The organism is Streptomyces sp. NPDC002754, assembly GCF_053592315.1.
Window position 1 is genome coordinate 20,269 of the sequence record NZ_JBSFVM010000048.1, and the last position, 9,400, is coordinate 29,668.

Annotated in this window: 8 protein-coding genes; 2 read left to right on the top strand and 6 right to left on the bottom strand. The window is 69.1% G+C overall.

Annotated features, from left to right (window positions below; genetic code table 11):
* Window positions 1–7 precede the first annotated feature (7 nt).
* Window positions 8–787, bottom strand: coding sequence for an exodeoxyribonuclease III (locus tag ACWD2L_RS39025; RefSeq protein WP_351343374.1), 780 nt, complete (start codon window positions 785–787; stop codon window positions 8–10).
* A 103-nt stretch (window positions 788–890) separates the two neighbouring features.
* Between ACWD2L_RS39025 and ACWD2L_RS39030 the strand changes: the two genes are divergently transcribed.
* The gene (locus ACWD2L_RS39030; protein WP_351343376.1) at window positions 891–1,466 is read left to right on the top strand and encodes a hydrolase; all 576 of its coding nucleotides are present in this window, start codon (window positions 891–893) and stop codon (window positions 1,464–1,466) included.
* Window positions 1,467–1,469: 3 nt separating this feature from the next.
* On the opposite strand, the gene ACWD2L_RS39035 is transcribed toward ACWD2L_RS39030, so the two are convergent.
* The 5 genes from ACWD2L_RS39035 to ACWD2L_RS39055 all read right to left on the bottom strand — a co-directional run bounded on the left by ACWD2L_RS39035 (window position 1,470) and on the right by ACWD2L_RS39055 (window position 7,502).
* Window positions 1,470–2,105 (bottom strand): MBL fold metallo-hydrolase, encoded by a 636-nt coding sequence (locus ACWD2L_RS39035; RefSeq protein WP_351343378.1) that lies wholly within the window; start codon window positions 2,103–2,105, stop codon window positions 1,470–1,472.
* Between the two features lie 54 nt (window positions 2,106–2,159).
* On the bottom strand, window positions 2,160–3,452 hold the full coding sequence (gene pcaDC / locus ACWD2L_RS39040; protein WP_351343380.1) for a bifunctional 3-oxoadipate enol-lactonase/4-carboxymuconolactone decarboxylase PcaDC: 1,293 nt from the start codon (window positions 3,450–3,452) through the stop codon (window positions 2,160–2,162).
* A 464-nt stretch (window positions 3,453–3,916) separates the two neighbouring features.
* Window positions 3,917–4,504, bottom strand: a complete 588-nt coding sequence (locus tag ACWD2L_RS39045; protein WP_351343381.1) for a TetR/AcrR family transcriptional regulator — start codon at window positions 4,502–4,504, stop codon at window positions 3,917–3,919.
* On the bottom strand, window positions 4,497–5,333 hold the full coding sequence (locus tag ACWD2L_RS39050; protein WP_351343383.1) for an alpha/beta fold hydrolase: 837 nt from the start codon (window positions 5,331–5,333) through the stop codon (window positions 4,497–4,499). Before ACWD2L_RS39050 ends, ACWD2L_RS39045 begins: the two co-directional genes overlap by 8 nt.
* Before the next feature lie 603 nt (window positions 5,334–5,936).
* Window positions 5,937–7,502: a sulfatase-like hydrolase/transferase gene (locus tag ACWD2L_RS39055; RefSeq protein ID WP_351343385.1), complete on the bottom strand. Its 1,566-nt coding sequence runs from the start codon at window positions 7,500–7,502 to the stop codon at window positions 5,937–5,939.
* 269 nt (window positions 7,503–7,771) lie between these two features.
* On the opposite strand from ACWD2L_RS39055, the gene ACWD2L_RS39060 reads away from it, so the two are divergent.
* Window positions 7,772–9,304: an ABC transporter substrate-binding protein gene (locus tag ACWD2L_RS39060; protein ID WP_351343387.1), complete on the top strand. Its 1,533-nt coding sequence runs from the start codon at window positions 7,772–7,774 to the stop codon at window positions 9,302–9,304.
* The last annotated feature ends 96 nt before the right edge of the window (window positions 9,305–9,400 follow it).

Genomic DNA, 9,400 nt, shown 5'->3' on the forward strand with positions numbered 1-9,400 from the left:
TGTCGGCTCAGACGTCGAGGTCCACCACGACCGGCGCGTGGTCGGAGGCCCCCTTGCCCTTGCGCTCCTCGCGGTCCACGTACGCGTCGGAGACGGCCTTGGCGAACGGCTCGTTCCCGTAGACCAGGTCGATGCGCATGCCCTTGTTCTTCGGGAAGCCGAGGGCGCGGTAGTCCCAGTACGTGAAGGGGTGGTCGTACTTGAGGGGGCGCGGCACGACGTCGGTCAGGCCCGTCTCACGCAGCGCCGTGAGCGCCGCGCGCTCGGCCGGGGTCACATGCGTCGCCCCGTCGAAGAGGGAGATGTCCCAGACGTCGTCGTCCGTCGGCGCCACGTTGTAGTCGCCCAGCACCGCGAAGGGGCGCGAGCCCGCCGCGTCGCCCGCGACCGCCGCCTTCAGGGCCTCGAACCACTGGAGCTTGTACGCGTAGTGCGCGTGGTCCACCTCCCGCCCGTTCGGCACGTACACCGACCAGACGCGGGCCGGGCCGCAGGTCGCGGAGACGGCGCGGGGCTCCTCCACGCCGTCGTACCCGGGGTCGCCGGGCACGCCCTTCACCACGTCCTCCAGGCCCACGCGGGAGAGCAGCGCCACCCCGTTCCACCTGCCGTTCGCGTTCACCGCCGACTCGTAGCCCAGCTCCCGCAGCTCGTCCGCGGGGAACTGCTCCGCCGAGCACTTGGTCTCCTGGATGCACAGCACGTCCGTGCCGCTGCTCTCCAGCCAGGCAAGGAGGCGCGGCAGCCGCGCGGTGATCGAGTTCACGTTCCAGGTAGCAATGCGCATGTCCCACAACCTACTAGGCGGGACTGACAACGCCCCGCCGAGCCGCCGACACATCGACAGGCTGCCTTGCAAGTTTTCCTGTTAGACAGTTAGCCTGCCGAACATGACGATCAACACCCCTCTCGACGAGCGTCCCGCCCTCGTCCTCATCGACCTCCAGAACGGCATCCTCGGCCTGCCGACCGTGCACCCTTCCGCCGACGTCCTCCAGAACGGCGCCCGGCTCGCCGAGGCCTTCCGCGCCAAGGGCCTGCCGGTCGTGCGCGTGAAGGTCGCCTGGTCTCAGGACGGCGGCGACCTCCCGACGGGCCGGGCCGCCGCGGGCGCCATGACGCAGGCGCCGCCGCCCGCGTTCTCCGAGTTCCCCGACGAGCTGGGCCCGCTCGGCGACGACATCGTCATCACCAAGCGGCACTGGGGCGCCTTCACCGGCACCGAGCTGGACCTCCAGCTGCGCCGCCGCGGTGTCACGCAGATCGTGCTCTGCGGCATCTCGACGTCGATCGGCGTCGAGTCCTCCGCCCGCTCCGCGTGGGAGCTGAGCTACCACCTCGTACTGGTCGACGACGCGACGACCGACACGGACGCCGACTCCCACGAGCACAGCTTCGGCAAGATCTTCCCGCGCATCGCGGAGATCGGCTCCACGGACGAGGTCGTCGAACTCCTCAAGAAGTAGCCGTCAGACCTGCGCCGAGTCACCTGGAGTGAGGCGCAGGTGCTCCGCGCCGCCGAGTCCGCCGATCTGGTTGTCGTAGATCGGCCGGGCGAGGTCCGTGAGCAGCGCGTCGTGGATGTCGTACGCGCGGCGCGGCTTGACCTCCCGTACGTAGTCGATCACTTCGGCGATCTTGTTCCAGGGCGCCATGACGGGCAGCATCAGCGTCTCGACCGGGTGGTCGGGGACGGTGAGGGCGTCGCCGGGGTGGAAGACCGTGCCGCCGTCGATGAGATAGCCGACGTTCGTGATGCGCGGGATGTCCGGGTGGATCACTGCGTGCAGCTCGCCGTGCGCCTGGACGTCGAATCCGGCGGCCGAGAACGTGTCGCCGTGGCCCACCGTGTGGACGCGGCCCGGGAACGCCGCCGAGATCTGGTCCGCGACCGACTTCAGGGTCCAGATGTGCGCGCCGGGGTTGGCCTCCATCCCGGCGCGCAGCCGGTCCTCGTTGAAGTGGTCGGGGTGCTCGTGCGTCACGAGGATCGCGTCGGCGCCGACGGCCGCGTCGTCCTCGGAGAATCCGCCCGGGTCGATGACGAGCGTCTGCCCGTCCTTCTGGAGCCGTACGCACGCGTGGGTCTTCTTCGTCAGCTTCATGCGTCCATCCTGCGCCCGCTCCCGCCCGGTTTCACGCCTGGGGCGGTTCCCCGCTCACTCCTGGGGCGTGGTCTCCTCGCGGATCACCTGCTGGGCCACCTTGAACGCCGCGTTCGCGGCCGGTACGCCGCAGTAGACGGCGGTCTGCAGCAGGATTTCCTTGATCTCCGCGGCCGTGAGGCCGTTGCGCAGGGCGGCGCGCGTGTGGAACACCAGCTCGTCGAGGTGGCCGCCCGCGACCAGGGTCGCCAGGGTCACCGAGGAGCGCGTGCGGCGGTCGAGGCCCGGACGGGACCAGATCTCGCCCCACGCGTAGCGGGTGAGGAGTTCCTGGAAGTCGCCGGAGAAGTCGTCGGCGGTGGCCAGGGCCCGGTCCACGTGGGCGTCGCCGAGGACCTCGCGGCGCGTCTTGAGGCCCGCGTCGTGCGGGTCGGGCCGGGTCGCGGCCTCCGGCTGCTGCGCGGCCGCGATCTCCGCGCGCGGCGGGGCCGACGGGGGCGGCGGCGCGATGACCGGCTTGACCGGGGCGGCCTGGATGGCGGTCTGCCCGGTCTTCTCGTGCGCGGCGGGCCAGGCCGAGGTGAAGTGCCGTACGAGGAGGTCGGTGACGGCGGCCGGCTGCTCGACCGGGGCCAGATGGGAGGCGCCCGGCACCACGGCGAGCCGGGCGTCCGGTATGCCGGCGACCAGGGTGCGGGCCTCGGCGGGCCCTGTGACCTGGTCCTCCGAGCCGACGAGGACGAGCGTCGGCACACCGATGTCGGCCAGCTCCTCGCGGACGTCGAAGGCGGCGAGCGCCTCGCACGAGGAGATGTAGCAGCCCGGGTCCGTCGTACGGACCATCTGCACGGCCCAGTCCGTGATCGCGGGCTGCGCGGTCGCGAAGCCGTGCGTGAACCAGCGCTCGGGGGCGGTACGGGCGATGGGGTCCAGGCCGTTGCTGCGCACGATGACGCCGCGCTGGCGGAACTCGTCGGCGGTGCCGAACCGCGGCGAGGCCGCGATCACGGCGAGCGACGCGACGCGCTCCGGGTGGCGCAGCGCGAGCTCCGCGCCGATCGCGCCGCCCAGCGAGCAGCCCGCGTAGCCGAAGCGCTGGATGCCCAGCTCGTCGAGCGTGGCGAGCAGCCGCTCCGCGAGCGCCTCGACGGAACCGGCCGGGTGGGCGGGGGAACCGCCGTGGCCGGGCAGGTCGAAGCGGAACACCCGCCAGTGCTGGGCCAGCTCGGGCACCTGGCGGTCCCACATGTGCCATGTGGTACCCAACGAGGGCCCCAGGATCAGGGTCGGGGCGTCTTCTGGCCCGTCAAAGCGGTGTTGCAGGGTGTTCATCGACGTCTCACTCACCCGTCCGACCCTCTCATCTGTCACGAACTGTCACATTGTCGGGGTGGACGTGATAGTCCGTGGCCTTCTCACAGCAGCAGGCCCGGCACTGCCGGAACGCTCCGGCAAGTGTAGGTATGCGCTTAACGCCTTGTGCACGGACTCGTCTCGGCAGCGACCGCCTCGAGCACGTTCCTTCCCTCAGCACTTACGGTCAGCCTGGCCCCTTACCCATGGGCTTCCCACCGGATCCGGTTCCGGCGTCGAGCGTGGCCGCGCGTACACGCCCGACCCGACCTACCGAAAACCCTTCCAAAATCTCCCCACCAGCGGCTTGGGTCACCCAGCCCACATCCCCACGGCTGGACATGGTTGACGTCCTGGTGGTCTCCGAGACACGTACTGCGTTCAATTCGGGCAGGATCTAGCTTGATCGCGGGCTGCCCTCAACAAGATGGGACCGGGAGAGGTCGGTGGCGGCCAAGTCACCCCTCGGAGGCGTGATCAGGAGGGTCGGCCTGGAATCCGGCGATCAGGGTATCCATGAGGAAGTGGAAACTCCGCGTGACATCGCGCGGCATCCCGAAGCCGCCGTCGGCACCCTCAAGGATGACGAACCCGTGCAGTGCTGATCGCAGCGCCCTTGCCGAGTCGACGACACGCGCGTCAGGCAGGCCGAAACCGGCGAGGACGTCGAGCAGAACCTGCAACGCCTCTTCGCTGACGCGGCGGTCCTCCTCGTCGTCGGCCGCCGGAGCGGGGACGGTGGCGGCGTAGCGGCCGGGATGCTTCAGGGCCCAGTGGCGGTAGCTGTCCGCGAACGCCCGGACTGCGTCCGGGCCGGAACGGCCGACGGAATCCCGGGCCAGCTGGTGGGCGAATTCGCGCTTCGCCTGGACGGAGATGCCGTGCCGCAGTTCGTGCAGGGAGCGGACGTGCTTGTACAGGGATGGCGGTCGTACGCCGAGCCTGTCGGCCAGCAGCCCCATGGTCAGGCCCGCAAGACCGACCTCGTCGGCGAGCGCCGCTCCCGCCGCCACGACGACGCTCGCATCGAGGCCTGCTCTAGGCACGGGCGTGTGCTTCCAGGAAGGCCAGCATCAGAGAGACGGTCTCCTCGGGGTACTGGTCGTGCGGGTAGTGGCCGGCTCCCTCGATCACCGCGAGCTCTCCGACACCGGCCGGCATCGCGGCCACGATGGCCCTGCCCTCGGCGCGCGGATCGACCCAGTCGGGGTCGAGCGAGCCCTGCACGATCAGGGCAGGACACCGTACGTTGCCCAACTCGGCGTCGGCGTCCGTCGGCGCCGACTGCGCCATCTTCTGCATCGCCCGCATCCGACCGGGCTCGCCCAGCATCGCCTCGATACGGGCCAGCCGGTCGGTCCAGTCGGCCGGTTTGCGGCCCGGGTAGGCATGGTCGAGGTAGCGGGTCCACAGTCCCACGCTGCCGAGCAGACCGGCGCCGAGCAGCCGCAAGGCACCCGTGCGGTAGCTCTTCGAGCGGAATTCGCCGAGCTTGATCGACTGCGCGCGCGTGAAGGGGCCCAGCTCGATGATGCCCCTGACCAGGCCGGAATCCTGGGCGGCCACGATGGTGGCGGCGCCGCCGGAGATCGAGTGACCGACCAGGACGGCCGGGCCGCAGTCGATGTGGCGGATCACCGCGAGCAGATCGCCCGCGATGTCGGTGCGCGAGTAGGAAGGCCACTTTGCACTCGACTTGCCACAGCCCCGCAGGTCGACCGCGGCCACTCGATACCCCGCCTCCACCAGATGCGGCAGGACGAACCTGTACGCCGCACGGCTGTCCCCCAAGCCGTGGGCCAGGACGACCAGCGGGCCCGCTCCAGCGTCCTCGTAGGCGATGGTGCCGCCCGGGACAGAGACGGACTCAGCCACGACATCTCTCTTCTAGTTAAGTGCAATAGCTATAAGCTAATCCAGATAGCCAAAAAATGCCCACCCCAGCCGGGCGAGGCGAGCGGGAAGGTCCAGGCCATTCCGGGGCGGAGCGCCGGCTCCACGCGGGCGCGTGGGCCGTGCGCGTCCACGAAGTGAACGCGACGGCGGACGCGGTACGGGGGCGTCCGATCCCTGGAAAACCCTTAGCGGCGCCGAGGGGGGGCAGAATGCAGAGCCGGTGTCCTGGTGTGTGCTGCAGGAGGCGGGGACAGCACGACTGCGCGAGGACTCGCACCCTCCGTATTCAGTAAGGACAGCGCGCGCAGGGAGCATCCGCCGGAGCGGAGATGCCCGGCGCTCTGGGGCCGGGTGGCCGCCGACTTCGGGGTAGCTCTCATCCCCGCGCTCGCGGCCGCACCTCGCCAAGGCGTGACCTACCTCGAAGTAGCTCAGCCCAGCGGCCTCACACACGACATCCAGATCACGACCCGCGAAGAAGACACATCACCCGAAGTCGAAGCCCTCTCCCCTCTGCTGGTGCAGCGCGGCATTGGGGGCGGGACATGCGGGCCCGGGCGGCCGAGCAGGACTGGGATCGGGTCATGACGGCACACCCGGGTCGGTCGACTGTGCCCTCTTCCATCGGGAGATGGCACGGGCCAGTTGGTCCGATGCGCGTTCCACCTGGTGGTCGGGGCCCGGGGAGCCGGCCGTGACAGGCAGGTCGACGCTGGGGTAGCGCGGGTCACGGTCGAAGGGGATCGTGTCGCTGGTGTCGACGAGCCAGCGCAGCACCGCATCCCGCAAACGTGTTTCGGTTGTGGTGTGTTCGGGGTGCCCGGCAAGGTTGGTGCGCTCGTGAGGGTCGTCGGTGCGGTGGTACAGCTCGGCCGGTTCGTACAGGCGCCATACATAGGACCAGTCGTGGTCGCGGACGCAGATGGCCCGACCGACCAGTTCGGGCCGTTCGTGCTGGAGGGCTGCCTTGAGGTCGTAGGGGAAGTCCGCCTCTTCGAGCTGGGGCTCCTCCTCGGCCGAGAATCCGCCCTCGGTGAACGCGTATTGCCGATGCTCGGCGTCCGGGGCGTGCAGGACGGGGACGAGGCTGCGGCCGAAGTGGCGGTGGTCGGGCGCGACGCCGGCGAGTTCCAGGACGGTGGGGACGATGTCGACGAGTTCGACGAGGGCGTCCGTGCTCTGGCCGGCCGGTAGGTCGCCGCCGGAAACGACAAGGGGGGCACGGGTGATGCAGGGGTGCAGCGCCGAGGGCCACTTCTCGATGAGGCCGTAGTCGCCGAGGTATTCGCCGTGGTCGGCGAAGAAGAAGGTGACGGTGTCGGCGGCGTGTCCGTGGTCGTGCAACGCCTTGGTGAGACGCCCCAGTTGGTCGTCCATCCGGGAGATCATGCCGTAGTAGGTGGCGGTGATCTCCCGCCAGGTGTCTGCGCTGGTGTCCTTGATGCCGAAACGCCGGCGGACGGCCTCCATGAAGGCGGGCTCCTGGGTGGTGTCGTCGACCGCTGCGACCGGGGCAGGGAGCGTCGCGCGGTTGTACATCGAGTACCACGGCTCCTCGACCTCGAAGGGGCAGTGGGGTGCGACGAGCGGGACGAAGAGGACCCATGGCCTGTCGTCGGGGGCCTGGGACAGCCAGCATTCGGCACTGCGCACGGTGGCCTCGTCCGCGTCGACCCGGTCCGGGTCCTCGGGGAGTCTGCCGCGGTAGTGGAGACGGGCGGCCGTCTCGCCGCCGGGCCAGGTGCCGCGCGGGGTGGGGCGCACGGCTTCGGTCGGGGTGATGCCGTAGCCGTACTCGTCGACGCTGAGTTCGGTGGCTCCGGGTGCGAACGTGTCGCCACGCATGCCGGGCCAGGCGACGTGGTAGCCGGACTCCTTCAGGCTGCGCAGCACGTTGGGTTCCCACGGCTTGAGCAGGTGGGTCAGGGTGCGGTGGCCCGCTGTGTGCGGGTACCAGCCGGTCAGGAAGGACGCCCGGCTCGGGGAACAGACCGGGTGCTGGACGTAGGCATGGTCGAAGCGGGTACCGCGCGCCGCCAGCGCGTCCAGATGGGGAGTGCTGATGTGGGTGTTCCCGAAGGCGCCGAGCGCGTCCGCGCGCAGTTGGTCGGGGATGAAGAAGAGGAAGTTGGGCCTCGAACGGGCCATGGCGCGCCTCCGATTCGGGTGCGGGTGATCGGGAGACCCGACCACAGCCAAAAAACGTACGATGATTGGTTTTGGACGTCAAGACACCCCACCCCGTAGCCCCTGCCCCGACGGCGACGCCCCCTCGATCCCCGAAGATGCATTGACGGCTAAAACCGATCACATTACGGTTTTGGCTGTCGACGGGCAGGGCCGTCACCATCCGCAGGCCCCGCCCTGCCCTCTCATCTCTTGCCGGCGCATCGGCCGGCCCGCCGGACGGAGAGATCATGAACGGGTATGCCACGAGATTCGTGACCACGGCCGGTGCGACAGCTGCCGCACTGGTACTCACGGCCTGCGGCGGCGGCTCGGGTTCGACCGGGACGAGCACGGATGAGCTGGACATCGCCACCATGACGGCAGCCCAGAGCCTCGACCCCAAGGACGCGATCGGCGGCGCGCTGCCGTACTTCCAGGCCGTGTACGACACGTTGATCAAGCGGGACCCCAACGGCGCACTGCGCCCGATGCTCGCCACGAAGTGGTCGTACGACGACAGTCGTACAAAGCTGAGCCTGACGCTGCGCAAGGGTGTGAAGTTCAGCGACGGCACGGTGTTCGACGCGCAGGCCGTCAAGGCGAATCTCGAACACTTCAAGAAGGGCGGAGGAGGTGGCGCCAAGTACCTGAGCGCGTTGAAGAGCGTCGACGTGCAGGGTGCCTCGCAGGTGACACTGCACCTCAACTCCCCCGACCCCGCGCTGCTGTTCTACTTGAGTGATGCGGCGGGCCTGATGGCCAGCCCTGCCAAGATCGACGCCGGCTCGCTGACGACGACGCCCGTGGGGACCGGCCCGTACACCCTCGACAAAGGGAAGACGGCGGTCGGCAACAAGTACACGTTCGCCCGCAAGCCCGGCTACTGGGGAACGAAGGCGCCGTTCAAGGCGCTGACCATCAGCGTCTTCGACAACGAGACCGCCATCGTGAACGGCCTGAAGACGGGGCAGATCGACAGCGCCGTCGTGCAGGACGCCAACCAGCAGAGTTCGGTGCTGTCGGACAGCCGCCTCAAGAAGACCGCGTTCAGCTTCGACTTCCAGGGACTGCTCCTCTTCGATCGCGGCGGCGTGCACACGCCCGCGCTCAAGAGGACCGAGGCGCGACAGGCGATCAACTACGCCCTGGACCGTGCGACCATGGTCGACAAGATCCGTCAGGGCCGCGGCGAAGTCACGGAACAGATCTTCGGCCGGCAGACGGAGGCGTACGACAAGAAGCTGGACTCGGCCTATCCGCACGACCCGGCGAAGGCCAGGAAGCTGCTCGCGAAAGCCGGTTACCCGGACGGCTTCACGCTCAAGCTGCCTCGGGTCTCGGCGATCGTCAGCGACGCGCTGGCCTCGTCCATCTCCGCCGACCTCAAGGCGGTCGGCATCAAGGTCGTCTGGGATCAGCTGGACGGAAACACCGCGGTGCAGAAGATCTACAAGGACCGCGCCTACTCGGCCATGGTCATGAACATCGGGCAGTCCCCGATCGACTGGGTGACCGCCCAGGACCTCGTCACGCCGGGCGCCTTCAACATGTACGGGTCCAGCGATCCCACGGTGAAGAGGCTGCTCGGACAACTGAAGACGACCACCGGTCCCAAGGCCGCAGGCGCCGCACGGCAGCTGAACGAACACCTGGTTGCCGAGGGCTGGTTCGCCCCCTTCTACCGCATGACGTTCCAGCTGGTATCCACCAGGAACGTCCGGGTGACACCTCAGTCCGGTATGGGTGTGCCCTCGATCTACAACTACCGGCCCGCCTCCTGACCGTGGGTCCGGTCATGCCTGTGCCCCGGCACCTCGGCCGGGGCACAGGCCTGACCGGACAGAAAGGAAGAGCGTCGGGGAGGGTAAGAGTGTTAC

Excerpts from the sequence above, each read along its gene's own strand:
- ACWD2L_RS39025 (WP_351343374.1), bottom strand. The coding sequence starts at position 787 with ATGCGCATTGCTACCTGGAACGTGAACTCGATCACCGCGCGGCTGCCG.
- ACWD2L_RS39030 (WP_351343376.1), top strand. The coding sequence starts at position 891 with ATGACGATCAACACCCCTCTCGACGAGCGTCCCGCCCTCGTCCTCATC.
- ACWD2L_RS39035 (WP_351343378.1), bottom strand. The coding sequence starts at position 2,105 with ATGAAGCTGACGAAGAAGACCCACGCGTGCGTACGGCTCCAGAAGGAC.
- ACWD2L_RS39055 (WP_351343385.1), bottom strand. The coding sequence starts at position 7,502 with ATGGCCCGTTCGAGGCCCAACTTCCTCTTCTTCATCCCCGACCAACTG.
- ACWD2L_RS39060 (WP_351343387.1), top strand. The coding sequence starts at position 7,772 with ATGAACGGGTATGCCACGAGATTCGTGACCACGGCCGGTGCGACAGCT.